The sequence below is a fragment of the Mesorhizobium sp. CNPSo 4670 genome, from assembly GCF_057784235.1.
On sequence record NZ_JBWJFQ010000011.1, the window covers coordinates 107,898 to 133,234 of the forward strand.

General features: G+C 62.2%; 19 protein-coding genes and 1 tRNA gene. 7 read left to right on the top strand and 13 right to left on the bottom strand.

The annotated features are described in order from the left end of the window. The first annotated feature begins 27 nt into the window (after window positions 1–27). Both AC0ZT5_RS19375 and AC0ZT5_RS19380 read left to right on the top strand, forming a co-directional pair. The gene (locus AC0ZT5_RS19375; RefSeq protein ID WP_488497724.1) at window positions 28–2,022 is read left to right on the top strand and encodes a BTAD domain-containing putative transcriptional regulator; all 1,995 of its coding nucleotides are present in this window, start codon (window positions 28–30) and stop codon (window positions 2,020–2,022) included. A 199-nt stretch (window positions 2,023–2,221) separates the two neighbouring features. Then, window positions 2,222–2,926 (top strand): phage integrase N-terminal SAM-like domain-containing protein, encoded by a 705-nt coding sequence (locus AC0ZT5_RS19380; RefSeq protein WP_488497725.1) that lies wholly within the window; start codon window positions 2,222–2,224, stop codon window positions 2,924–2,926. Window positions 2,927–3,300: 374 nt separating this feature from the next. Here AC0ZT5_RS19380 and AC0ZT5_RS19385 read toward each other — a convergent pair whose 3' ends face one another. Continuing rightward, window positions 3,301–3,447, bottom strand: coding sequence for a hypothetical protein (locus AC0ZT5_RS19385; RefSeq protein WP_488497726.1), 147 nt, complete (start codon window positions 3,445–3,447; stop codon window positions 3,301–3,303). Window positions 3,448–3,521: 74 nt separating this feature from the next. After that, on the bottom strand, window positions 3,522–4,673 hold the full coding sequence (locus AC0ZT5_RS19390; protein ID WP_488497727.1) for an FAD-dependent monooxygenase: 1,152 nt from the start codon (window positions 4,671–4,673) through the stop codon (window positions 3,522–3,524). Between the two features lie 312 nt (window positions 4,674–4,985). On the opposite strand from AC0ZT5_RS19390, the gene AC0ZT5_RS19395 reads away from it, so the two are divergent. Further along, window positions 4,986–5,978 carry a LysR family transcriptional regulator gene (locus tag AC0ZT5_RS19395; protein ID WP_488497728.1) on the top strand — a complete coding sequence of 331 codons (993 nt, stop codon included), beginning with the start codon at window positions 4,986–4,988 and terminating at the stop codon, window positions 5,976–5,978. Between the two features lie 506 nt (window positions 5,979–6,484). Here AC0ZT5_RS19395 and AC0ZT5_RS19400 read toward each other — a convergent pair. The 10 genes from AC0ZT5_RS19400 to AC0ZT5_RS19445 form a co-directional block, all read right to left on the bottom strand. After that, entirely contained in the window at window positions 6,485–11,173 is a 4,689-nt protein-coding gene (locus AC0ZT5_RS19400; RefSeq protein ID WP_488497729.1) for an alpha/beta fold hydrolase, read from the bottom strand. A gap of 411 nt (window positions 11,174–11,584) precedes the next feature. Beyond that, window positions 11,585–12,031, bottom strand: coding sequence for a MaoC family dehydratase (locus AC0ZT5_RS19405; RefSeq protein WP_488497730.1), 447 nt, complete (start codon window positions 12,029–12,031; stop codon window positions 11,585–11,587). A 23-nt stretch (window positions 12,032–12,054) separates the two neighbouring features. Further along, entirely contained in the window at window positions 12,055–13,266 is a 1,212-nt protein-coding gene (locus AC0ZT5_RS19410; RefSeq protein ID WP_488497731.1) for an NAD(P)/FAD-dependent oxidoreductase, read from the bottom strand. A gap of 11 nt (window positions 13,267–13,277) precedes the next feature. Further along, entirely contained in the window at window positions 13,278–14,510 is a 1,233-nt protein-coding gene (locus AC0ZT5_RS19415; protein ID WP_488497732.1) for a flavin-containing monooxygenase, read from the bottom strand. A 64-nt stretch (window positions 14,511–14,574) separates the two neighbouring features. Further along, window positions 14,575–15,153, bottom strand: a complete 579-nt coding sequence (locus AC0ZT5_RS19420; RefSeq protein ID WP_488497733.1) for an OsmC family protein — start codon at window positions 15,151–15,153, stop codon at window positions 14,575–14,577. Window positions 15,154–15,468: 315 nt separating this feature from the next. Then, window positions 15,469–15,876 (bottom strand): DUF1127 domain-containing protein, encoded by a 408-nt coding sequence (locus AC0ZT5_RS19425; RefSeq protein ID WP_488497734.1) that lies wholly within the window; start codon window positions 15,874–15,876, stop codon window positions 15,469–15,471. Between the two features lie 92 nt (window positions 15,877–15,968). Next, window positions 15,969–16,394, bottom strand: coding sequence for a globin family protein (locus tag AC0ZT5_RS19430; RefSeq protein ID WP_488497735.1), 426 nt, complete (start codon window positions 16,392–16,394; stop codon window positions 15,969–15,971). 677 nt (window positions 16,395–17,071) lie between these two features. Next, window positions 17,072–17,148 (bottom strand) — tRNA-Arg (locus AC0ZT5_RS19435). Window positions 17,149–17,482: 334 nt separating this feature from the next. Further along, entirely contained in the window at window positions 17,483–18,403 is a 921-nt protein-coding gene (locus AC0ZT5_RS19440) for a DUF1003 domain-containing protein (protein ID WP_488497736.1), read from the bottom strand. A 634-nt stretch (window positions 18,404–19,037) separates the two neighbouring features. Beyond that, entirely contained in the window at window positions 19,038–19,952 is a 915-nt protein-coding gene (locus AC0ZT5_RS19445; protein WP_488497737.1) for a D-alanyl-D-alanine carboxypeptidase family protein, read from the bottom strand. 386 nt (window positions 19,953–20,338) lie between these two features. Between AC0ZT5_RS19445 and AC0ZT5_RS19450 the strand changes: the two genes are divergently transcribed. The 4 genes from AC0ZT5_RS19450 to AC0ZT5_RS19465 all read left to right on the top strand — a co-directional run bounded on the left by AC0ZT5_RS19450 (window position 20,339) and on the right by AC0ZT5_RS19465 (window position 24,538). After that, window positions 20,339–22,153: a methyl-accepting chemotaxis protein gene (locus tag AC0ZT5_RS19450; RefSeq protein ID WP_488497738.1), complete on the top strand. Its 1,815-nt coding sequence runs from the start codon at window positions 20,339–20,341 to the stop codon at window positions 22,151–22,153. A gap of 121 nt (window positions 22,154–22,274) precedes the next feature. Beyond that, window positions 22,275–23,375, top strand: coding sequence for a hypothetical protein (locus AC0ZT5_RS19455; protein WP_488497739.1), 1,101 nt, complete (start codon window positions 22,275–22,277; stop codon window positions 23,373–23,375). A gap of 111 nt (window positions 23,376–23,486) precedes the next feature. Then, the gene (locus tag AC0ZT5_RS19460) at window positions 23,487–24,107 is read left to right on the top strand and encodes a nucleoside triphosphate hydrolase (RefSeq protein ID WP_488497740.1); all 621 of its coding nucleotides are present in this window, start codon (window positions 23,487–23,489) and stop codon (window positions 24,105–24,107) included. 83 nt (window positions 24,108–24,190) lie between these two features. Further along, a complete protein-coding gene (locus AC0ZT5_RS19465; RefSeq protein ID WP_477281196.1) occupies window positions 24,191–24,538 on the top strand; it encodes a hypothetical protein in 348 nt (115 codons plus the stop codon). Between the two features lie 24 nt (window positions 24,539–24,562). On the opposite strand, the gene AC0ZT5_RS19470 is transcribed toward AC0ZT5_RS19465, so the two are convergent. Further along, window positions 24,563–25,267, bottom strand: a complete 705-nt coding sequence (locus AC0ZT5_RS19470) for a glutathione S-transferase family protein (RefSeq protein ID WP_457150162.1) — start codon at window positions 25,265–25,267, stop codon at window positions 24,563–24,565. Window positions 25,268–25,337: the final 70 nt, after the last annotated feature.

Here is a 25,337-nt window from a genome sequence, read left to right on the forward strand (position 1 = left end):
CGGTTCGTTCGAAATTGGGAGGGTGTCGTGCGCATCAGGTTGCTTGGCGGTCTCGAAGTGACTTCCGCAGAGGGTCAGCCCGTCCGCTTCGCAACGCGCAAGTCCGCCCTGCTTTTTGCCGCCCTGGTTCTGGCGGGCCGCCGGGGCCACCATCGCGAACTGCTTGCCGAAGGGTTTTGGCCGGGACGGGGCGATGCGCAGTCGCGCAACAGCCTGCGCCAGGCGCTGGCCGACATCAGGCGATGGTTTCCCGCCGACGGCAATGCGGCCATTTCCATCGACGGGGATCAGGAAGCGGTCGCGCTGACGGCCGGCCCGGACGAAGCGGATATCTGGCTCTTCGAGCGCAAGCTCGCCGAAAGTGGGACGGCGGACCTCGCGTTCGCCGCCGCGCTTTACCATGGCGACGTCCTTGCGGGCGAAGTCATTCCCGACGGTCTGGATGAATGGTTCAGCCCTCATCGGGCCAGGTACCGGCAGAAAGGGCTGCAGCTGGTGGAACGCCTGAGCCTCGCGCCGCCCGAATCCGGATCCGCGTTTGAAGCGGCTTGCGAAGGACTGGCAGACAGGCTGCTTGCCTCGGATCCGACCGCGGAGCCGGCGCATCGGGCCTTGATGCGCATCCACGCCGCGAGGGGCCACGAAAACGCGGCCTTGCGTCAGTTCGAGACCTGCCGCGCGCTGCTGAAGAAGCATCTGGGCGTGGAACCCGAGGCACAGACGCTGTCACTGGCGGCGTCGCTGCAGACGCGGGGCGGAAATCGCCAGACCGCGTCGGCGCACGACACCGCCCAGCCGCCTCACCCTATCGCCACGCCGGCGAGACCGCATGACCAGCCGTCGGTGGCGGTGATGCCTTTCGACAATCTCGGCGGGGCGGAGGACGAGTATTTTGCCGACGGCGTTGTCGAGGAGATCACCGCCGCGCTTTCCCGCATCCGGAACTTCTTCGTCATCGCGCGCCAGTCCGCCTTCACCTACAAGGGCCGCTTCGCCGACGTGCGCGAGGTCGGCCGGGAACTCAGCGTCGCCTACGTGGTCGAAGGCACCGTTCGGCGGGGTGGCAATCGGCTGCGCATTTCCGTGCAGCTGGTCGATGCCGAGACGCGGGCGCAACTATGGTCCGAGCGCTATGAGGGTGCGACCGAGGACGTTTTCGAGTTCCAGGACAGGATCGCGGCGCAGGTGGCGGGCGCCATCCATCCGGCCATCCGCGGCGCCGAGATCGAGCTGGCCAGACGCAAGCCGCCGACCAGCCTAAGGGCATATGATTTCGTCATGCGCGCCTATCCGAACATTTGGGGCCGCCGCAAGGACACCAACGATCTGGCAATAGAGCTGCTCAAGAAAGCGATCGCGGTCGATCCGGCCTATGGCCGCGCGCATGCGCTTCTGGCCTGGTGCCACGCCTCGAACGCCGTGTTTCTGTGGGCCGAGCAGCCGGAAAGCGAGCTGGAAAAGGCGGTCGCGGCGGTCGAGGCAGCAGGCTCGATCGGCGACGATCCAACCGCGTTGACCGCCGCCGGCGCGGCATTGAGCATGGGCGGTGACCAGGAGCGCGCCGCCACCTTCATCGAAAAGGCGCTCACGCTTGATCCGAACAATGCTTGGGCATGGGCACGCCATGGCTGGATCGCAATCTACAGAGGCGAAGCCGCCCTGGCCCCGGACCGGTTCCAGCGAGCGATGGCGCTGAGCCCAATGGATCCGTTCGCGTTCGCCGTGAGACTGGGAATGGGCTACGCCTTGGCCAAGACGGGCTCCCTTTCCCAGGCCGTCGCGATCGCCCGTGAGGTCATCGCCGCCCACCCCGACATTATCACGTCCTATCGCTATCTCGCCGCCTGGTCGGCGATGGGCGGCGACCTGGAGACCGCCCGCTGGGCCGCGCAAAAGCTCATGGCCGCCCAGCCGAGTTTCACGATCGAGCGATTCCGGTCGCTGCCTATCTTCCGGAACACGCCGGAATGGGCGGACCAGGTGGTCGAAGCCTTGAAGCTGGCGGGATTGCCCGAGCGCTGACTATCTTCGGCCCATCCTTGGTTTCAACCTGGATGACATGATCGCCCCTGCGCCCCTGGCTAAAGCGTGTCGCGATTTAAGGGATTCAGGATTGAACGAAGCCGCTGACGCGGCATTTGGCGGGTCGGTTTGCGGGTGAAGCTTCTGTTTTAGAGGATTGCGGCTGTTGAAGCGCAATCTTGAGAACAGGAGTAATAAAATGGCCGAGTTGAGCCCGCTTCGCCGGCGCATGATCGAGGATATGACGATCCGCAATCTGTCGCCGGCCACGCAGCGATCCTACGTGCATGCCGTGGCGAAGTTTTCGCGCTACTTTGGCCGTTCGCCGGACCGGCTCAGTCTCCGCGCCTTCCAAGTTCATCTGGTCTCGACCGAAATCTCGTGGCCAGCGCTGAACCAGACGGTGTGCGCGCTGCGGTTCTTCTATGGCGTGACGCTGGGCCATGCCGAGATTCCGGAGCGTATCGTCTTTGCTCGCTCGCCACGCTCGCTGCCGGTGGTGTTGAGCGCCGATGAGGTCGTCGCCTTCCTGGAGGCGGTGCCGGGCCTGAACGCATTCCTTCGCCGAGCCGCCGCGCCAGGTGCCCCCGTGAACGAACAGGAAGATTGGCGCCTTGGGGCGATCGGTACGGAAAATGTCGAGCTTCTCGACTTCGCTTGGTCCGTAAGCGACGCGAAGTGGCAAGCCAATCCGGTCCAGGGCGGCTGCGCTGTTCGTGAAGATCCGACTGGTTGTCCGGTCTTGCAGCGGCTCGTAATGTCCTTGGCTGTACGCCGCGTCGAGCTCGACTTGGTCATAGTCCCTGAAAACGAGCGGACCCTTCTGGTGGGATGGTGGTCCGATCTGGCAGCGCTGCGCCGCAGCCGGTGTCGCGACTGTGGCAACGGAAACCGCGAGCAATGACCTGCGCGTGATATTACCATTGCATGATCCGAAACTGATCTGCATCTCATCCTCCCTACGCACGGATGGTCCGAGAGCTACGGAAGCATACTACTCACATCGCAAGGTCGAATGCATCTCTCGCATGTCGACGCATACCTGACGTCATCCTCGGCTCATCCTCGGACAATACTGGTAAACCTTCTCGGATAATTGACTCGCGGAAATAGATGCCGATACGCGATAGCGCTCGGAGGTGACTGCCTCGCAGACTCCTTTGGCTTCTGCGACATCATTCTTCTGGCGCTTCGGCCGAGCGCGAACGAGGTTCCGCTTGGGGTCAGGTCACGATGATGTTCGCGACGATTTGAATGTCCGCTCTCGTGTATCCCAGCCTAAAGCGGCCAGTCCGCAATCGGCCCCAATTGCCGCCTGGCGGCAAAGCGCCTCATCCCGGCCGTATAGGCCAGCTTTGCCGTTTCCTGAAAGCCGACGTCGCAGGCGATCGCACTGAAGGTCGTGTTGGCGTCATAAACTGACATCTTCCCGCGCTGGCGTCTGCGCATTCTTCATATGCCGCCATGTTCTCCCTACGTCAGTCCTCGCGGCTGATACGTCAAACCATCTCTACGTTCTTCAAATCGGCAGCGAAAACGTCATAGCCATACACCCAGCCTGGATCTTCTTGATCACGCAGAAACGTGTTTGCATTCGAGGTGGCTTGTACGCGGGAAGCTCTCTCGTGCCTATTCGCTTCATAGAGCGCGAACGCATCCCCGTAGTCCGTTACCCCAGTTTCGGTCAGGCATCGGGCCAGCATTGCTGCGTCCTCGATCGCCATACCTGCACCCTGCGCCATATGAGGCTTCATCGGATGGCAGGCGTCGCCCAGCAGAACGAGACGACCGTGGCTCCACAAAGGTAGCGGATCGCGGTTGAAGAACGCCCATTTCGTCACTTTGTCGGTGGATTCTATGAGAGCCTGGACAATCGGGTGAAACCCGGCAAAGGCCTCAGCCACCTCTTCTTGACTGCTATCGGCGAAAGGGCCTTCGATAGCCCAAGCGGGATGAGGAACGCCGGTCACGTAATAGTATTCGTCACGGGCTCCGGTTGTGAAATATACCATCATGTGGCGGTCCGGGCCCCACCATTTGACGCAGTCCTCGAAATCGAATCCAAGCCTCGCTAGCTTCTCGGCTGATATGATTGCGCGGTGGCCGACCCAGCCAGTGTAGTGCGGCTTTTCCGGACCAAGCATCCCGTCGCGGACACGTGAGTTGATGCCGTCCGCGCCGATGACGATGTTGGCTTGGGCGGACGTGCCGTCATTGAACCTCAGGTCGACATCTCCTCCCCGGTCCTCCACCGCCACCAGCCGCTTTCCGAAGTGCAACTTGGCCGGATCAAGCGCGGCAACCTCTAAGGCGTGGAGATCGCCACGGTGCATGGTTAGGTATGGTGCTCCGTATTCCCGGACTGCGAAGTCCCCGAGCCGAATGCGCGAACGATAGTCGCCCGTGATGCTGTCGCGGCTGAACCAGTATGCTGGCCTGCTGCCCATGGCGACCAACCTTTCTTCAAGCCCCAATCGACGAAAAACCTTCATCATATTCGGGCCCACGTGGATGCCGGCGCCAATACGGGCGAAGCTCTTGGACTGCTCATAGACTTCGACGTCGAATCCCGCCAGTTGCAGCAGTGCCCCGGCAGCGGCACCGCCTAGGCCAGCGCCAATCACAGCAATAGTCTGAGCCTCATCGGACATTGTCGTTTCCCCTCAAGTCCTGCCGACGTCCTCGCTACAACCTCAAGCCAAGTTGAGGTCAAGTGATACTATGCTGCTTGGCTGACTGCTAAGCGCCCCACCGTTGCCGTGTCCGCTTCGGTCCTCTTACGGCGATCGGCAAAGAAGGCTCCGAACGGGTCGAGCAGGTGTCCTTTCCTTCCGCCAGGTAGTCGCTATAGGGGTCGATCAGCAGGTAGGCGGTGCAATCCTGTGGATAGCTGAGCGGTTCCATGGCTGTCTCCATCGGGCCGCGGGGGGCATCCGCGGTGCTTGATCGGTGGGGAACGATACATGGACACTCTCGCGTGTTGCGTCCAATATCTATATCTTCTACCGATCGATACCCTATCGGCATGGGTTGTCATGATGGACCTTCGGCGTGCGCGAAGCTTTGTCACCGTGGTCGAGCTCGGGACCGTGTCGAAGGCCGCGCAACATCTTCATGTAGCCCAGCCCGCACTGTCGCGGCAGATACACGAACTTGAGCATGAGCTCGGGTTCAAGCTTTTCGACAGGGTCGGGCGCGGACTTGTCCTCACGGGCGAAGGTGAACAGATGCTTGCGGACTGTCGCGGACTGCTCAATTACGCGGCCGCGGTTCGCGAAAAGGCACAACTGCTTCGGGGTGGCGACATTGGCATATTGAAGGTGGCGGCATCACCGCAGTTCATCGAGGGCATCCTCGCCGAATTCCTCCATCGTTACGCAAAGCTCTTTCCCGGCGTCCAGGTAGAATTGCGCGAGGCGCTGGGATGGGGCGAGATGCAGGGTTTACTGGAGCGCGGTGACATTCACATCGGGCAGAGCCTCGGCAATGCAGTACCGCCCCATGATCAGCGCTTCGAAAGCCATCACATCATGCCCCTCGAGCTACTCTTGGCGTTTCAGCCCGGGATGGCGCCGGCTCCAGGGGACGATGTGGAGATTCGTTGTCTAGCGAAGTATCCGCTGTTGGTGCTCGATACGAACTACGCCAATCGACGAATGTTCGATGCGGCATGCCGGCTCGCGGGACTGGAGCCAATTATCGCCTTTGAAAGCCGGACCCCGCACACGCTGATAGCGATGGCGGAAAGCGGGCATGGCGTAGCGGTGATTCCGTCGACGATGCGATTCCGTTCCGATCAGCTACAAGTCGCCCATCTGACGTTCCAGAAGAAACGTCTCCGCGAACCGCTGGCGGTCTTTTGGGATCGACGGCGCCCGCTGCCACGGTACGCGCTCGCGTTCTGTCGCGAACTGGCCGACTATGCTAGTGCCTCTCGGGCGACCGATGAACGTTGAATGCATCATCGGAGACTGCGTGTGCCTTAGCCAGCACGGTGACCTTGACTCCGACATCGCGACGTATCTCAACAGCCTACCGAGCTGCCTAAGTGGAAGGCCCAAAGGGCCAGCTAACGACCTTGGACTTTGGAGTTGAACGGCTGCTATCGTCCTTCCCTGACCACAAGCGGACCTGCTTCTTACGGCCCCATGCCGCCGATCTGGAAAGCGCCCCATGTCGGACGTTAAGATCGGCCCTGCCGCTTCCCGTTAGCCGACACCAACAATCGTGGTTGCGCCAATTACGGACATACAAGTTGGAAATCAGGCGCGTTCGCCAAGCGAACGATCCGCTCGAGTTCGCAAGATTCCGTGGCCGCTAACCTATCGAAATAGTCGGCCTCAAAACCTGTGCACCAAACGTGCAGGGTTCACGGCCTTGGAGAGTTCGGGCTAGAGAACGCTTATTCAGCCGCAGTGGCGGGCGGCATCATTGCTGGGCACGCGTCACGTAGCCACGCTCGCTAGAACAACTCGCGCGCCGCGTGCGCATCCGGGCTATCGTCGAGCTTGCCGACCAGCTCGCCGTGAGGCGCGATAAGTTCACGCGCTTTCTCGACTTCTCCGCGCCTTCGAAGACAGCGAGCAAGTTCCACCGCGATACGCAGTTGACCAATCGCGGAACGCTGCAAGGTGGCAACATTCGCGGCTTTGTAGAGCATCTGCTCGATCTCGTCAGGTCCACCACCGCTCTTCTCGCGGATACAGGCTTCGATCCTAAGCACTTCGGCGAGCTGGAAATAGGTTCCGTTGGCGCGGCCCAGCTCGAGGGCAGCTTCAACCGACTTCCGGGCACCGTCCAGCCTCTCGCTGTAGCCCAGCGCTTCGGCGTAAAGGCCTATCAGATAGGGCAGCCCCATTTCAGCGCCGGTTCGGCGAATGGCAGATATGGCTTCCTCCATACCGCGCAGGCCTGCCTCCCGTTCTCCAAGCTGGAATTGCCCCCATCCAACCTGGAACGCGGCCTGGCCGACAATGAGCGGCAGCTGGAACTTCTCTGCGATCTGCAGTTCGCTTTCCGCCGCCAGAAGCGCGGGCTCCGGGTCGCCTGCGAACATGTGGAGGTAACTCGTCCCCCAATACGCAACGGCCAAGCTCAGCGGATGCTCAAGACGTTCGGCGAGCCCCATTGCATCCTGGCACCGCAGCCGGGCCTTATTCGGCTCACCGGCGAGCCAGGCCGACAGTCCTGCGAAGCAGCGGCAGCAGACACCCGGATCATGACCGGAGTACTTGTATGTCAGGTAATGATCGCGGTCGGAGTCGTAGAGGCCGATGGCACGTTCCGCATGGCCGTAGGCGGCCGCCGTCTCCCCGAGGAAGAAATTGTTGGTCCAGAACATGTGCTCGGTTTCGATCGCGAGACCGGGATCGCTGTCGTCGTTAATCATGCCAGCCCATCGGCAAGCCAGCTCCTGCGCGGCTGCTGGCTTGCCGCTAAGCATGTAATATTGTGCTCTCCCGCGTAGGGCCGTGAATAGACGCGCTTGGTCGCCGATCTTGCCGCAAAGTTCCTCGGCACGCTCGAATGCGGCGAGCACTTCGGTCGCACCCCAACCACGAGCCGCCATGAGGGCCACGCCCCTCGCGAGCTGCAACTCGATCTCTTGCTCATCGGCGTCGACGACATCGTTGCTCCGCAGCAGCCTGACCCCAAGGTCCAGCTGCTCAAGTGCACTGACGTGCGCCGACCGCCTGATCGCCTTGCGAGCCGAGATCAGCAGATAGCCGACGGCTTCGTCCCAGAGATGAGCCTGTTGCGCGTGTCTGGCCAGGCGCTCGCTGTGCTCCTCAAGCCTGTCCGCGTAGTAGGCCTTCAGTTCAGCAAGCGCAGTACTGTGAAGCTCGATGAGCGCAGACGATACCATACGTCCTGACACAGCAGTTCGGATGAGGACGTGCTTGAAGCGGATGGAAGCCTCGGGAAAAACTTGGAGCTCGACCAAGAGATCAGCCTTCTTCAAATTTTTGAGGGCGGCATCGAAGCGCAGGGTCGACAGCGCTGCCATCCTCCGTAGCAAAAGCACCGGTATCTCTCCTCCGAAGATCGAGGCGACCTCGGCTACCCGCTTTGCATCCTTGTCGAGACGTTCGAAGCGCGCATCGATGATCGTCTGAATACTTGCCGAAACGACGATCTCGTCGACATCGCCCGAAGGCCAGTAGCGGCCCGGCTCCCCTTCCAGCTTGCCGGTCTCGGCGAGTGCGTGGACGGTCTCTTCCAGGAACAATGCATTGCCCTTGCACGCATCCGAGACTGCGCCACGCAGCCGCTCGAGCTGAGGGTCCCTGCCGACCAAGTGGTCAAGAAGTGCTGCTGCTTCGGCCGTGCTGAACGCCGGCAAGCGGATTTCGGAAGGTCCCGCAGCGGCGAAGGCGCTGCGATCGTACTCCGGCCGACAGGTTAGGATGAGCAGGCAGCGGACGGTGGACACTACCTGCGCCAGCCGCACCAGGATACCTTCGCTCTCGGCATCTATCCAATGGAGGTCCTCGACCAGGAGAACGACGGGCTTCATGCGACCAAGGAACAATAGAAGCTCGACCGCCGCCTCCTGCATGCGCCAGGATCGCTCCTGGCCGGAAATGTTGGCCCAACTCGAGCCCCGAACGGGCAGCTCCATGATTGCCATGATCGGATCGAGTAGACGCTCATCGAAGCCCTGCGCGCTTTGCGTGGCCAGCACCTTGTCGATTGCGATTGCCGGCGCTTCGGTGTCGCCCACGCCGAACAGAGCCTGCAGCAATTTCCGAATAACGACGAAGCCGCTTCGCAGGTCCGTTTCCAGCGCGCCGACTTCCAAGTTCTCGGCGTCATCATGAGGGATGGCGCCGACGAATTCATGGGTGACGCGCGACTTGCCGACGCCGGGATCGCCAACTACGAAAACTGTCTGGCCTTCGCCACTGGACGCGTCATGCCAAGCTTTGTTCAGAATCTGCAGCTGCATCTCGCGGCCGATGAAAGGCGACAGCTGCGTTTCGGCGCGCAACTGCCAGCGCGAGCGACCCCACCTGATCTCTGTCACTTCAAAGAGCTGCTGGTCCTTTGGGAATTGCGACCGAAGTGACGCCGCCAGCGCTTGCATGCTGACGAAGCCGCCAGCCGATGCCCGGGTCCTGGCAGTTGCCACGACTAGACCCCGCCCCAGCGCCTGACTAAGCGTGTGGGCCACTGACACCGGCCCACCACGTACCTGCGATGCCTGGTCGTGTGCCGGGCCAACGATCACGATGCCGGTGTCCAAGGCAGCACGGACCCCAGTCATCCAATCGGCGTAGCCGAGCGCGAGCTCGCGCAGGGCGAGTGCAGTCCGGCAGGCAAGTGCTGCATGTCCTTCAAGCGGCTCGGGCGCGCCAAACGACGCGACCAGCTCGTTTTCGGAAATCGTCAAAACCGTTCCACCGTTTTTGCGCACAAGTGCTGTAGCCTGCATGAGGAAAGGATCGATCCGTTCCAGCGCGAGGTCAGCAGGCAGGCTCTCCATCACCTGTTCCGCGTATCGGAAATCGGCACACAAGATCGTTGCCTGTCGCCGGGACCTCGGGTCGACCGCAACTACCGATCGCGCCTGAAGCACTTCGTTTGCAAATGCCGACGCCTCAACGACAAAGGTGCGGAACGCGGGTTCCTCGGCAAGCAGGATATGATTGGCGCTGTCCAGTTCGACGAACCGGGCACCGGGGATCGTTCTGGCGAGCTCCAGGCCTTCTGAGAGGGGCGCGACCCGGTCGCCGTTGGCATGCATGACAAGCGCTGGCACATGCAGCCGTTCAAGCGATCGCGATATGTCAACGTCGGCAAAGGCAAAGCTCAACCGCAACGCATTTTCGGGCGTGAGCGTCCGGCGCTGCAACTCGTTGAACCAATCCATTTGCACGCGATTGGCGCCCGGTACGAACAGGTTGGTGAACATTTGGCGGAACAGTGGGTCGTCCTGGCCCCAACCCTTGCGCATCAACTCGGCGATCGCTTCGCGCCTGACTATCTCCGCTGCATTCCCACGCGCTCGCCATCCACGAACATATCCCCCCCAAATCAAAAGACCCGCGACCTTTTCGGGATGGCGAATGGCGTATTCGACCGAGAAAGCACAGCCTTGCGATATTCCTAGGAGGACGAAACGGTCGAGGCCCACAGCCTCTACGACGCATTCGAGATCGTCGACGAAGGTATCGAAAGAAACATCCTCGCAAACTGTGTCGGAAAGGCCGTTCAGGCGTCCGTCATAGCGCACGAGCGTGAAGCCGCTGGACAGGGCATCGATCCAATGTCCCCAAACCGGGCTCTCCCAATCGAAATCTAGATGGGACATCCAGTGGGAGGCGCGCACGATTGGCGGCCCGGACCCACTGATGGCATAGGCGATCCGGGTGCCATCGCGGGAGTTGACGTAGCGTATCTGCTGCTTGTCTGACGAAACCTTCGTCGAAGGCGGCGCGATGAGACCGCGCGCAGACACCGGCTCCAGAAGTTCGGTTGAAGGTCTACTACCAGGTCCAACAGTGCCGGCTGCGATCGGGCCAGCAGCGGCGGTCAGACGAGCCCGCTCGTTAGTGCGGGCGATCTCGTCAGCGAGATCATCGCCTGGAAGAAGCGACTGCAGCGTGTGCAGGTGGGCAAGCGACCGCTCAGGGTCGTCGCCAAGGCGATCGATCAGGGCGCGCAGCGCTTTTAGACGCAGGATCTCGGTCTCGTTCGAGCAGTAGACGCGCCAAATTTCGAACGCCTGGCAGCGCGGCAGGTAGAGGTCGGACAAGAACGGGCCGGCGAAAGCCGCGACGATCGCTTCTAGACGCTCGGTGGGCAGCGAACCAACTGCATCGGCCGACAGGCCCCTGATCAGGTCGTAGTCGAGCCAGATCGATCCCGGCTTCAGTTGAACCACGTTGCGGTCGGCCACAAGCCGTGTCTCGCCGTCGGCGTTTAGAATCCGGCGCAGCCTCGAGAGGCTCCAACGCAGCGCACCCCGAGGATCATCAGGGACGTCCCAGAACATCTCGCAAAGCCGCTCGCGGCGCTGCTGCTTTTGGTGCACGGCCAAATAGGCCAGTAGCGCCCGCGTTTTGCGCGATTGTGTTAGCGTCACGGGCTCGCCATCAAAGCGTACCGTGAAGTCGCCGAGGACCCTTACTTCGAAGACCGAACTCAATCCGGTTGTCCTAACCGTATAGTCGGCCTCACATTAGCACCCTATGGTCAGCCTTACATTAGCCATGAAGCGTTTGGGACTGCATCACGCCGACCCACGCCGGCGTGTCTTCATGCCCGCCGTTGTATTCGACCTGGACTCCGTCTCCTCCGATCGATCTCGCAAATGCGCGTGAAGTTTACCACCCGGTCAAGGTGCTCTCGGACTGCGTCGAGAGGCGGACCCTTGCGGATGTCCTCCCACAAAGTGGATGATGGGGATGCGTAAATACCAAATGAGATGTTCATGAACTGGCTCCTGGTGTTGGCAGCGGACCATTCCGCTAAGTGTCTTCGAACATGCCGTCCGCGCGTTGGAGACATCGTGTGGGACAGCATGGAAACGCGAAGCCGCCCAACGGCTACGTCGAGGCTAATCGAGCGGCACCGTGTAGGTCGTTGCCGTGCCGGACAGGCAAATGTCGCCTGCCGAGTTTGCAACGGTGGTTGACAATGTGCAGATGGGCTTGTCGTCGCGCACGGAGAGCACCTCTGCGCGCGCGACGATCTCCTCGCCAATGCCAACGGCCTTGAGAAATCTCCACTCGACGCCAAGAAAGACGCTGCCGGGTCCCGGCAAGTCTTCGGCCACCAGTGCGTTGAGGAGGCCCGAAGTGACACCGCCCTGGACTATGAGACGACCGAACACGGTCCGGTCGGAAAGGGTACGGTCGTAGTGGAGTGGATTTCTGTCGCCGGTCATATCACTAAACGCGATGATGTCGCTGGCCCGAGTGACGCGCCTTCGCTCAGCGCTGGCCCCCACTTCCGGTTTTCCAAACCGGATTCCAGACCATCCGGATCGTATGATCGTTTCCATAACCTTGCTCCTTGGGTTGGGTTTCAGATTGCCTCTACCTGCGCGGTCCTCAACCCTTGCAGGGCAGGCGGAACCAATTGATCACGTGCTGCCCGGGCCGAGAGCACCGCGACTTCGGATTTCATGGCCTCGCTGAAGCGCTTGTGGCGTTCAGGTAGTTCTTCAAGGGACCAGTCGAAGGCGCTGATGGCGTCCGTGGTCTCAAGGAGGGGCAATGCCAGGCTGTCGCGCACTTCCTGAAACTCCTGCAATGCGGACCGGCGAAAGGAAAGGATTGCCGTTGCGGCACCTTCGGCATCTCGAAGAGCGTCGGAAATACCGTGAGAGGTAAGCGGATCGCGGAAGAAGCCGGCATCGCCAACCAGCATCCAGCCCGGGCCGTATGCCTGCCGTAATCGGCCGGGCGCGCCGCGGAAGGCCTTCAGACGTTCGCCACCGTTACCGAAAACCAGGGACCCCAATCGGGGCGCCAGCGATGCCAGGGCAAGCAGCGCGGCCGAAAGATCGAAACGGAACTCCATATCAAACCGCTGGGTCGGTATGGAGGCAACGATACAGGCAAGCCCGTCATTCGTCGGGATCATGCCGCCGGATAGATTCCGGCCGAAATACCAGTGGTATCCTGAGAGCGCCGGCGCGGAGGCGTAGCCAAACACATGTGCCACGGAGCACCGTCCCTGCGCCAGCGTTCGTGCCTCAACCTTGCGAGCGACGAACGAGCCGAGGCCGTCTGCTCCAATCACGAGGTCAGCGCTTACTTCTAGAGTTTGGCCCGAGGCATCCCTCAACACGATGCCGCGTACACGGCCATGTCGGTCGAATATGAGACCATGGACCGGAGTGTCATGCAGAACCGTGGTGCCTGCGGCTCGTGCCGCGTCAACCAGCATCCGGTCAAGCACCGCGCGGCGCGGAGCTATCAGCCCCGGGATATTTGGCTCCAGCCGGATGGGCACCGTGACCTCCTGCTCGCCGTAGTGAAAAGTGGTAGATCTGATCACCGGCGCACCGCTTTGAATCAACGGTTGGAGAAGACCCCAACGTGAGAGCTGCATGACGGCTGGTCGCATCAGCGCGTGTGTCGACAGAGTGTCGGATCCATAGGACTGGCGGTCGACCGCAAGCACCCGCAATCCCGCCCGAGAGAGCAGCATTGCCGTAGAGGCTCCGGCGCACCGCGCGCCGACGATGATGGCGTCATAGTGAGAATGAAGGGGGATGATGTCGGAACGCATCGGAAATATCCTTACGCAGCCTTCATGCCGCTCTGACCGAGATATCGTGAGACATGGTCGGCGATCGCTTGCGCGTCCGCTCCAACGCCTCCGATGAAATTCGAATCGCGTTTGCGCAGAAAGCGGAAGCCAAGCGCGTAGAGTCCGGCGACGGTTGTTACTCCGTCCTTGTGGGCCAGTTCGCCATCTGCCGTGAAGGCCGGTAGTTTCAGCCATGAAAACGAGCGGCGGTAGCCGGTCGCCCAGATTATGGTACCGATGACGCCGCTAGCGAATGACAAGCGCTTGAGGTAGGTCGCCGGGACCCTGATCGGAGCGGGGCCGAGGCCTATTGATTTGTGACCTGCGAACCGGTCGATCTGGCGAAGGAGGCGGTCCTGCTTGGCGTCCGACGCCGTGATGCTGTCTTCGAGATCATCGACAAAACCGATTGTTTGGTTCGAGATGCCCTTCAACCGCCCGGTGAGTTCGACCCCGATGCCTTGGAGGGTAGCAAGATCGACATTGGAGCGATCGGCTCGACCGGCAAGTTGAAGCGAAGGCTGTCGTCTGGCGCTTTCCGGATTTGTCAGATCGTCCAGCCGCTGCGACATGTATCCCATCTGGCAAAGCCACCAGAAGATATCCTTGTCTCTCCAGATGCGCGGCAGGCGCGTATGCTTGCCGACGGACAGGATTACGCGCCTGCCGCTGCGTTGCAGTTCGTCGGCAATCTGGACGCCTGATGACGAGGCGCCGACAACCAGCACGCCGCCCGACACAAGCTCTTCTGGACTTCGATATTGCGAAGTGTGGATGCTGACCGGTTGATCCTCGCCGGGATGCGGCGGGAAGGGAATACTTGGCACGTCGCAATGGCCAGTCGCTACAACGACGACCTTGGCAGACCAGTCACCAGCGGTTGTCCGCAGCCTGAAGCCTTTTTCACTTTGTTCGCAGGACAAGACATCGACGTGCGAGCGCACCGGCGCCTGCGATTGATGAGCATAGCCGACCAGGGTTTCCACAAACGCATCGCGCGACATGAAGCCATCAGGTTCGGAGCCACGATAGGGAGAGCCTGGCAGTGCGTTCAGCCAATTGGGGGTCAAAAGGCGAAGCGAGCGCCATGTCGAGGACCGCCAGCGTTCGCCAATGCGCCCGCGTTCCAGAACGACGTGCGAGACCCCGCGTTTTTGAAGGCAATGGCTCAAGGCGATGCCCGCCTGGCCCGCGCCGACAATGACAACGTCAGCCTGTTCCATAATGTTTCCATAAGCATTGGAGGAAGGCGGTCCAGATATCTGTCCGAACCGCCTATCAGGTGGATCACTGGATGGTTTTGATTCCGACCGAGACCGGCACGCCGTTGGTCAGCACGTCGAACACAGCCGAGCGTGCCCGGGCCTGGTCGACAAGCTGCTGAAGCTTCTCGGCGGGGGCGTCACCCTCGATCTCGAATGCCACAGCGATGTTCTGGAATCCGTTGCGAACCTCGTCGGAGATGCCGAGGATGCCGCGCAGATCGATGTCGCCGTCCACCGAGCACTGCACCTTGGTCAGCTTGATGCCTCTGGCGGCGGCGATGTTGGCAACGCCCGCCATCAGGCAGCCGGCCAGCCCGTGCAGCAGCCATTCGACCGGGGTAGGGGCGGTGTCGTCCCCGCAAAGGATGCCGGGGTGATCACTGTCGGCGACATATGCCTTTACATGCTTCAGTTCCTGGCCGGCGCCGTGGAAGCCGAGCATGGTGCTCTGGCTATGCGTGCCTCCCATCCACTCGTTGCGGGCGCGAAACTGGAACTTGGCCATTTCGGGTTGACCGGCGACGAAGTCGATCGTTGCAAACAGGTTCGGCGTGTCGATGCCATTCAGGGGTAGTCTTGCAGGTTTGGTGTTCGGTTGCATTTTCGTCTCCAAAGGAATGATGCGGCAGATTTGCCGGACCGGTGCCTTTGTGACGGCGCTGCGTTTGAACGAGTGTGGTTGTGTTCGTGGAAATTGCATGGAATTGCTTAGATCCCATCATATTTCGACGCGACGAGACGGACATTCTGCGCGAGACGTGGGCCTTGCTCAAACGCCAAACCCCCGGCAATAGGGATCGCCAGGGATTAGTGGTCGAATAATACTTGTGTTGAAGGCCTAGGGCTCGGCTCCAGGTATCTTTCAACGCCCATGGCGCCAGGCTTTTCAGCGCGCCGGGGTCAACCCGGATCGGCGCTATTTCGCGTTCAAACCATCGCTTTGAGCGCTGTTGGCAATTGTAAACCGCATGGACGTGATGTGATTGATCTCCGAGCGACCGATGCCGATGTCCTTTAGCAGGTAGTCGGGCATCCCGTGGAGCGCGGCTCGTTCGTTGCGCAACTTCAGTGCGCGGAACGCCAGGCGGATCGCCGATTTGGCAAAGCCAATAGCGTCGAACCTGTCTCTCGAAGCGGGGTGGTTTACGTGATCGATAGTGGTCATTTTTGTCTCCATCCTGGCGACGCGACCATTCGCGCCGTCGATGGGAGGAGATTGCGATAGAAACAGGGAAGTGAGCGTTTGAGCCACCGTCGAATTGTGGTCGAATTCGAGGGAATACATCCGTTCAACTGCTGCGCCACCACGGGAATTGAGTGCCATGGTCAATCCCGGCCGCCGGGCGCTGCCAACAGCGCGATTGGTTCAAAGCGCGAATGTGACCTAAGTTCCCGACTGTCCGGGCATCGAATGCCTCACGCTGCGAGCTGATCCTCTCGGGCCGCCTCGATCATCACACTTGCCAGCAACTTATAAGCTGCCTCCCAGGCTTCGCGGACCGCCGGCGTAAAGGCTGCGCCGCGGCCGGCCGCCAACGTGTCGATGAGCGCTTGCCCGAGAATCGGGTAATGATGCTCTTTGACGCCGTAGGTCACGTGACGCTTGGCGAGTTCGCGCACTGTCGGGAGGACGGTGTTGGCATGGTTCAGTCCATGCACCACGAACGCCAGGCTCGCCATCAGCTTTGCACCTTGTTTGGGCATGTCGCTCGCCAGAAACAGTGCGCGAAGGCCCGAGTCAATCCCGAACAGGCGCTCGTAGAACAGGGCGGCGGCGGCCACGCGTATCGGGAGAACCTCGTGGAAACTATCCTGGACAAGTCGAATCTGGTCGGGTGTCATCGGCCCCACTCCGGGGTTTCTGGTGAGGCTCGACCATCCCCCCAAAACGTTTCGCGTGCATGTCGCCCGACGCGTCTAATTGTTTCAGTTGTGTCTCAATTGCGGTTCCGTTTGCGCTCGGTTGTTTTCGGCTTTCTGTGTCCTGACGGCGCCTGGAAACTCTCGATGTGACCAAGCAGCTAGGAGACATTCCCGAATGGCCCTCTGATCACAGATCACACGCATTTTCATCGCCCGGTAGTTGATGGCCAAAGCTCATTGCGTCGCTGAATTTGCCGCAACTGGACCAATGTCCACACCGGGTCAGTTCACGTCGATTCACGCAGGGCGCCTCAACGTCCGCTTCTGACCTTCCGATTCTTGAAACCGTCAGTCATTTTCGGCCCATTCCAGCCGCCTCCGATGATGAGCACCTCTAACAACTACGTGTCCAAATCCACTACGGACCGCACGAATTTGACCACTGCCTTCGTGGGCAGCAGTCAGCAGTCTGCCGTCTGTTTGATGCCGGCTGTCGCAAGCAAATGGGCTGCTTTTGCCGTATTCCGCACGAACTCGCATCGCTTGGCGCCAGTACAATGAGTGGAACACCGGGCTCTGCCGCTTACGGGCAAATTGCCCGACATCCAACTACTGGACCCGTACCCGACCTAACTATTTGTAATATATACCGAAAATGGCGCACCCGACAGGATTCGAACCTGTGACCTCTGCCTTCGGAGGGCAGCGCTCTATCCAGCTGAGCTACGGGTGCTTTCAGGACTGGCGATCCGGAAAACGAACCAGCCGGTGAACCGGCAAGTCACGGCTTCTTAGCGGAAGCCGGGGCGGGCTTCAACGGGCAATTGGAGATTGGCGGCATCCCTTGATGGGGGCGGGGTGGTCCTCTCACGGGTGCGAGCTTATCGAATATGGCGCTCCCTCTCTCCGTCTCGGCTTCGCCGAGCCACCTTGCCGGGGCGAGCCACGGGTCTCGCCCGTCCTTTGGACCCCCACTTTGCGGGGGCGAGGAACCGGAGCTTTCCTGGGACGCGCCTTGTGGCCGTAGCCCGCTCCTTCCGTTCGACCTCGCACTGCGCTCCGCCCTACTACCCCGCCTCGCCCCTCACCGCCCGCCTCCTGCGTGGCGCGCGCTTAGGCTTCTTGGCGCCGGTCAGTTCGTGCATGGCGTCGAGCTGCATCTGCTGCATTTCGGCCAGGCGGGTCCATTGGCGCGAGATGAGGTAGTCGAGCTTTTCGTGCAAATGGCGCACTTCGAGCTCGGCCTTGAGGTTGACCCGGTATTCGTTGAAGGAGCGCAGGCGGTCCTTGGTCTCCTGCCGCTTCTGGCTCATCATGATGATCGGCGCCTGGATGGCGGCGATGCAGGAGAGCAGAAGGTTGAGCAGGATGAAGGGGTAGGGATCGAAGGCGCTCACCGTGCCCTCGAGCAGGTTGACGCCGATCCACACCAGAAGCACGGTGGCGAAGGAGATCAGGAACCACCAGCTGCCGCCGAAGGCGGCCATGTTGTCGGAGACGCGGTCGGCAAATGTCCGGTGCTCCTCGAACTCCTCTTCGCTGTTTTCGGAAATGGTGTCTTGCCTGGCGATCGATTCGACCACCTGGCGGTCGAGCTCGGAGAATTCGCCATGCTCCTGCTGGAGAAGCTCCTCCATGTAGCGCATGCGGTAGCGGCCAAGCTCGGCGCGGCTGATACGGGCGCCGACTGGCAGGTCCGGATGGTCGGCATGGATGCGGTCGGCAAGGCTGGGGCGCAGGGTGTCGATGCGGACAAGATCGCGCTTGCGGAATTTCCGCCCCGAGATCGCCGACGGCTTTTTCTTCGGCTTGGCGTGTGGTGCGCCTGGAGCTGATGGCTCCGAGTCCGGCACTTCGGGCACCTCGGAGTGCTCGTCCGAACCATGCTCGGCCTCATGCTCGCCGATGGTCGGCGCCTCGAAATATTCGCCGCCGCCATCGTTCTGGTTTTCTGCCGGCTGCTCCGGCGTTTTCGGGACGGTGCTCATGGTGCGGGCTCCTGCGGGTGGTGCTCAGCTTGACGATACGCCTATGCCGCAACATGGCCAGCATCGCGACGGTTTTCGCATGCCGTACAAGTTCTTGTGATCGATCTGAAGGGGCGGTGATTGGCAGGCTCATCGATGGCCGAAGCATCCCAGACTTCGTCATCCACGGGCGGAGCGGGAGCGAAGCGGACGCGCAGACCCGAGGATCCATGCCGTGATCTTGGCTGAGGAGTGGAGCGGAGCAGAATTCAGCACCGCGGCAGCGCTCCGAAGTCGCGGCATGGATCCTCGGGTCTGCGCTGCGTCGCTTTGCTCCTTGCTCCGCCCGTGGATGACGAAGCGATGGGCGTTGCCGCCAATCGCCAGGGCATGCGGTTCGGCACCTACGGAGGATAGCTTCTGAGTACGGTTGGCGACGGCAACAAAAAACCCGCCTCGCGGCGGGTTACTCGTCCAGTAGGTCAGATGGCGCAAACCAGCACCATATCCGAATCTATAGCACAATTGCCCTCACCGGGCAATCCGTTGGCGGGCAGCCGGGCCCGTATTCGGGCTGCGGCCCTTCGCAGGCTCAGGGCGTTCGTCGCTCAAAAAGCCAAGCAATTGGCTTTTTGTCCGCTGCGCGGACCCCTCCTCACTGCTGCTCGGCGAACATCAGCCTGGTTTTGGTGTCGGCCATAGCAGGCGCCAGGCTGCGCTGGATCAGCGCCTCGACATGGTCGTTGCGCTGGCGAGCGCTGTCGGCGCCCATCACCACGACGATCAGCTGGCGGCCGTCGGCGTCGTAGGAGGTGACGATGTTGAAGCCGGAGGCCCTGATGTAGCCGGTCTTGATGCCGTTGACGCCGCGCACGCGGCCGAGCATGTCGTTGTGGCCACGCACCAGCCTGCCGCGGAACATGAAATCGCTTTCGGAGAAATAGTGGAACTGCTGCGGGAAGCGGGAATGCAGCGCCATGCCGAGCACCGCCATGTCGCGCGCCGAGCTGTGCTGGTCGTCGTCGGGCAGGCCCGACGCGTTGCGGAACACGGTGCTGGTCATGCCGAGCTGGCGCGCCTTGGCGGTCATCATGGCGGCGAACTGCTCCTCCGAGCCGCCGAGATATTCGCCGACCGCCACCGCCACGTCATTGGCCGACTTGACGACAATGGCGCGGATCGCCGAATCGACATCGATGGTCTCGCCGCGCCGGAAGCGCATCTTTGTCGGCGGCTGCGAGGCGGCATGGTCCGACACCGGGATCTGCGTCTCCTTGGTGACGCGGCCGGACTCCAGCGCCTCGAACAGCAAATAGAGCGTCATCATCTTGGTCAGCGAGGCCGGATAGCGCTGCGCCGTCGAGTTGACCTCGAACAGCTGCTTGCCGGTCCTGGCGTCGACGACGATGGCGGCATATTTCTGCGGCGGCGCCGGCACCGCCAGCACCGCGTCCGGCGGCGTCACGGTCGTGCAGCCGGCAAGCAGCAGCAACAGGCCAAGGGCCGCAAAAAGTCTCTGGACGAGCGGAAGTGGACGCGGGTTGGACAAGGGCAAGTCTGTTCTGGTCATGCTGTTGCTGAGATGAGGCGAAGCTAACGTAACGCGCCAGCTGCGTCCAACTGGTTAATGGCGGTCTCAGGGCAATTCCCCTGGTTTTGAACGGCGCCAACGGACCCTAGCCACATCTTCCGGATGTCTGCGCTGCCCCTCACCCCTACCCTCTCCCCGTGAGGTACGGGGAGAGGGGGTCGCTGGCGCTGGAGCTTCTCCCTTCTCCCCGTTCTTCACGGGGAGAAGGTGCTGGCAGGCGAATGAGGGGCAGCGCCGACTTGGGATAGTGGTGCGCCCCTATCGAGCAGCCGCCCCGAAATCGCCCGTTTCCTGTCTTCCCTTGCCAAAACCGCGCTTCCTGTGGGAAGGGGCGTGGCATCTGTCGGCTTTTGGGGGGCTTGGGCATGACGAACATCGGGGTTGGCGGCGCTGCGCCGTCGCTTATCAAGGCATCACTCAGCCGCACCGGCAAATGGGCCGGCAGCATCGCCTTTGTCGGGGGTGCTGCTTCCGACATCCTCAATCCGCTGGCGCCATTCGCCGCCTATATCGCGCTGGTCGCCTCGGTGGCGGCGGTCATCATCGCCATTGCCATCGTGCTCAGGCTGGTGCTGGCGGCCAAGGCACTGCCAGCCTTGATTTTCGCCACCAGCGGCGCCGCCGTCGCCGGCGGCGTCTACGGCCTGCAACAGCAGACCAATTCGCAGAACGGGGTGATCGCCAGCCTGGTGCCAGCCATCGCCGGGCTGCAGCAATCGATGGGCATCGTCTCGGAGAAGGTGGCCAGGATCGAGCAGACCGTGACGCAGACGCAAAAGTCGGTCGAAGCGGTCAAGCAGTCGACCGACACGGTGGCGAAGAAGACCGACGAGATCGCCTCGGCCCAGCAGCAGCAGACGCAGCAGACGGCGCAGGTGCAGAAAACCGCCGAAGAGGTGAAGAAGCAGACCAAGACGCTGGCCGCCGGCCAGGCGCAGCAACAGGCCCAGACCGAGAAGCTGCAGGCGACGACCGAGCAGATCGCCGCCTCGATCGACACAATAGCCAAGGGGTTTGCCGCCCTTGCCGCGCAAGGCGGGGCGATCGCCGAGCCGAAGCGGCCGGACGAGTTCTATCACAACGCCCGAGTCTACGAACTGTCGGGCGACATGCTCAATGCACGGCGCTCCTACCTCGCCTTTGCCGGCTTCGATGTCGATGCCATCGATCCCTACACGCGCTTTGCCACGCTGCTCAGGGTCCAGGACGGCAAGGCCGGCGCCCGCGAGGTGTTCGGCGCCCTTTCCGACAAGGGCAAGGCGCTGTCGATCAAGCTCGTGCATATCCTGCAGTTCGACGACGCCCAGCGCCTCGACAAGCTCAACGCCTTCATCGCGGCCAATCCGGATTTCGCGCCGGCGCATTTCCTGCTGGCGCAGGAGTTTTCGGAAGACCGCCTCGGCGCCCAGACGCTGGCCGACAAGCGCAACGAGGCCAAGGCGCTGACCAAGTTCGTATCCTACGAAAAGGACGGCGGGCTGCTCAAATATTTCGTCGACCAGACCCAGCTCGCCGACTGGCTGGACCGCAGCCGCAGCCGGCTGGCAGCACTCGGCGACGTGCTCGATCCCTCCCGCTTCGTGCCGACGCTGACGCCGATGCGCTCGAACCAGGGCTGGTCGATCACCATCTCGCTGCCCGAGCCGGCGACCGGCATCTCCTGGCGCATGGGCGACAGCGGCCCGTTCAGCGACACCGGCTTCCTGGCGCTCAACGACCAGAGGACGGGCAAGCCGATGCCCAATCCGAGTTTCGAGCTGCCTAGCAGCACCGTGGGCAGCACTATCGCCGTCAAATATCTCGACATCAGGGGGCGCGAGACCGGCCCGTTCGACATCCGCTTCGACCCGGAGGCAGCACTCCAGCAAGGCGACAAGCAGATCCTCGACCAGTTCTGGACCTCGTGGATCGCCTTCGACTCCGGCGGCAATCGCGGCCTGGTCTATTTCACCCAGATGCTGTCCTACCGCTGCGCCATCAAGGAGGTGCATTACAGCCTGAACGGCGCCGCGCTCGACAAGTCGTTCGAGATACCGCCCTGCGACAAGAAAGACCCCTACGCCATCCCTTACGAGGCCAAGGGCTACATCAAGGTTGCCGACAGCGTGACGTCGATGTCGGTGCAGGTCACCTATACCGACGGCTCCAAATCGCCGGTGCGGGAATACAAGCGGCAGTAGGGTGGCGGCCACCCGCCCTTTTGTGGGCGAGGTGGGGCTGATGCAAAATGCCTTACGCGGTGCTTGCGCAAGCCGCGCCGAACGGGTTCTTGTTCCGCCCATCAGAATCGGATGAGAGCGCATGACTATCCGCACGATCAAGGCAAAGGGCATTTCGGTCTCGCTCGACCTCGCGGTCGGCCACATCGCCGACATGGTCGTCGACAGCGACGGGCGGCAGCTCAAGCCGCTGCATCGCGCGCCGTGGATCGACGAGCCGCGCGAGACGCTGCCGAAGGACCTTCCCGAGGGCACCGTCCGCCTGTCCGGCGACTTCCTCTGCGCGCCGTTTTCGCGCAGCGATGTCGAGGAGGCGCCGCTGCATGGCTGGCCGGGCAACAGCGCCTGGGATGTCGTCGACAGCGCCGCGACGGGCGATGGCTGGCGGGCTGTCTTCCGGTTGCGGCACAAGGTGATGGGGGCGACGGTCGACAAGATCCTGACGCTGCGCGACGGCCATCCCTTCCTCTACCAGGAGCATGTGTTTTCCGGCGGCCATGGCGCGATCTCGGTCGCCCACCATCCGATGACGGCGATGACGGGCGGCGGCAGGCTGGCCTTTTCGCCAAAGCGGTTCGCCGCAACGCTGGACGATCCGCTGGAGCCGGATCCCGCACGCGGCCGCTTCATGCTGGCCTATCCGGCGCGGTCCACCGATCTCAGCCATTTCCCCGCCGCCGGCGGCGGCACGCTCGACCTGACGCAGTACCGCATGGACGACCTGCGCGAGGATTTCGTCACGCTGGTGGAGGCCGATCATGGCGGGCCGGGCTGGACGGCACTGGCGCGCCAGGCCGAAGGCGACCTGGTGCTGGTGCTGAAGAACCCGGCCGAACTGCCGATCACCATGCTGTGGCTCAGCAATGGCGGGCGCGACTACGCGCCGTGGAGCGGCCGCCATCGCGGTGTGCTCGGCATCGAGGATGGCCGCGCGTCCGTCGGCCATGGCGCCTCGATCGGCGACAACTGGCTGAAGCGCCAAGGCGTGGCAACCGCCTTTGCGCTCGGCGAGGGCCTCAGCGTTTCCTTTCGCCATGTCATCGGCGCCATGCCGCTCTCCGGCGGAGAGCCGCCGCAGGCGGTCACCACGGTGAACGGCCGCATGCGGCTGGCCGGCGGCTCGACCTGGGAGGTTCCCTTCGACAGCGATTTCCTGCGCATCGGCCAGCCTGTTCCAGGCTGAGTGCGCGGCATCAATGCGGATTTGAAATTTCCGCCGACTGCCGCCAAGATATGGCCGAAATCATCATGCGGAACATGGTGGATTTGAAGCTCCTGCCAGAGAGAGGCTCTCATGTCCGAAATCGCCCATCTCGCCGCCACCATCTTCAAGCGCGCCGGCAAGGTGCGGCGCTTCGTCGTCGCCATTGCCGGTCCGCCCGGCGCCGGCAAGTCGACATTGTCGGCAAGCCTGCATGACCTGCTGCCGGAAGGCGCGGTGGAAGTGGTGCCGATGGACGGCTTCCATTACGACGACGTCGTGCTCGAGCGGCGTGGCCTGCGCGCGCGCAAGGGGGCGCCGGAAACCTTCGACTTTGCCGGCTTCGAAACCTTGCTGAAGCGGATCCGCGCCGGTGAACCCGATATCGCCATCCCGGTTTTCGACCGCACCATGGAACTGTCGCGCGCCGCCGCCTCGATCGTCGCCACCAAGACCAAGTTCATCCTGGTCGAGGGCAATTACCTGCTACTCGACGAGGAGCCATGGTCGCGGCTGGCGCCGCTGTTCGATTTTTCGATCTTCGTCGACGTGCCGCGCGACGAGCTCGAGCGCCGCCTGCTCGAGCGCTGGCACGGTCATGGCCGCTCCGACGCGGATGCCCGCGCCTGGATCGCCTCCAACGACATGCCCAACATCGACCGGGTGCTTGCCCGCCGTCGGACCGCCGACCTGGTGATCGGCGTTTCGGCTTGATTCTAAGGATTCTTCGACGGGAACCTTAAGACTTTCAATCCGTTATCCCCCAGGCAATTCTGCCAGAAGAGGGATTCCATCCGATGGCACAAAAGGCAAGAAAACCCGCGCCCGCCAAGGGCAAGGCAACCCAATCGAAGGCAGGCGCCGGTCCGGCGATCGCCGAGCGTTCCAAGGACGCCAAGCCGTCTTTCGGCAAGGCGCCGCCGAAGAAAGTGGTGCCTGCCGCGGCGAAGACCGCGCCGAAGGCCACAAAGCCGAAAAAGCCGGCAAGCGCCGACAACTCGGTGTCCGGCAGCGCTATGCGCACGGTCAAAGCGGCGGCCAATGTAGCGGCAGGCGCGGTTGTCATCGCAGCCAGAGGCACCGCATCGCTTGCGGCCTCGGTCATGGGCAAGGGCGGCTCGAAAGCCAAGGCGAAGGCGAAGTAGCCGCGTTCTGTCGAGGGCCTGGATTCATCCCTTCGCCGGGATGGTCAGGCCCTTTTGCACGGCTGGCCTGGCAAGGCCGCGTTCCAGCCATGTCCCGACATTGCCGAAATCATCGAAGCCGACGAGTTCGCGCGCTTCGTAGAAGCCGATAAGGTTACGCACCCAGCCGAGCAGCGAGATGTCGGCGATGGTGAAGTCATTGTCCATGATCCACTTGCGGCCTTTCAGCCGGCCGTCGAGCACACCGATCAGCCGCCGCGATTCATCGCGATAGCGCTCCAGCGGGCGCTTGTCGGCAATTTCGCGGCCGGCGAATTTGTGGAAGAAGCCGACCTGGCCGAACATCGGCCCGACCGAGGCCATCTGGAAGAACACCCACTGGATTGTCTCGTAGCGCCGTGCCGCGTCCACCGGCATGAGCAGGCCGGTCTTTTCGGCGAGGTAGAGCAGGATGGCGCCGGATTCGAACAGGCCGATCGGCTTGCCGTCCGGACCGTTCGGATCGATGATCGCCGGTATCTTGCCGTTGGGGTTTAGCGACAGGAATTCCGGTGTCCAGCTCTCGTTCTTGCCGATGTTGACCAGATGCGGCTCGTAGGGCAGCCCGAGCTCTTCCAGGGCGATCGATATCTTCACCCCGTTGGGCGTCGTGGCCGAATAGAGCTGGATCTGGTCCGGATGCCTGGCTGGCCAGCGCGTTGCGATCGGAAAGGCGGACAGGTCGGCCATGGAAAACTCCTGAACGGGGATTGGCGCTGGGCAGCGCTGGCAAGAATTAGGCGGACGACCACTTCTGATC